Raw genomic sequence first — 534 nt, forward strand, 5'->3', positions numbered from 1 at the left:
GCCGGCCGAAATACTCAACTTTCTGTGCGGGAAGTTGGATGATCGCGCAACGACCGCAATACTCGACAAGATCTTCGCAGCCAAAAGCGCGATTGCTCAAGCAGACAATTTGCCTGGTGTCGATCTGAATTCAATGACCTTCGACAGCCCTATTCCGTACAGCTTGCGAAACCTGTGGCTCGAGCTGATCGAACCAGAAGTTAAAACCTGGCTCGATCAGGCCAAGACACAACCGGCGATCATTCAGCCCGGCGACGCGACCACGCTTCGTCAACCAGCCTACCAGCCGCACACAACAACGAATTCAGCACCTTACCAGAACAACGTCGGTGTGCTCGGAATCCGCAAGCAGCTCGACCGAATGCGATCACGTATGCTCGATCGTCAGTTCGAGTTCCTGCTCAAGCCCGGTGAATGGGAGCCTGACCTGACGGGCCACGTAACGAATGACCTTCCATCCCTGCTCGAAAGCTGGATTGGCCACGAGAAAGCGATAACGGTGCTTGATCTGTCGGGTATTCCTAGCGCGGTTCT

General features: G+C 54.9%; 1 protein-coding gene. It reads left to right on the forward strand.

The window, feature by feature from the left end; all coding sequences use genetic code 11:
* On the forward strand, positions 1–534 hold a 534-nt coding region (locus C8029_RS21455), incomplete at both ends, for a DUF87 domain-containing protein (RefSeq protein ID WP_152003714.1).

The sequence above is a fragment of the Roseobacter sp. TSBP12 genome (genome assembly GCF_009129705.1).
Lineage (GTDB): Bacteria > Pseudomonadota > Alphaproteobacteria > Rhodobacterales > Rhodobacteraceae > Celeribacter > Celeribacter baekdonensis_A.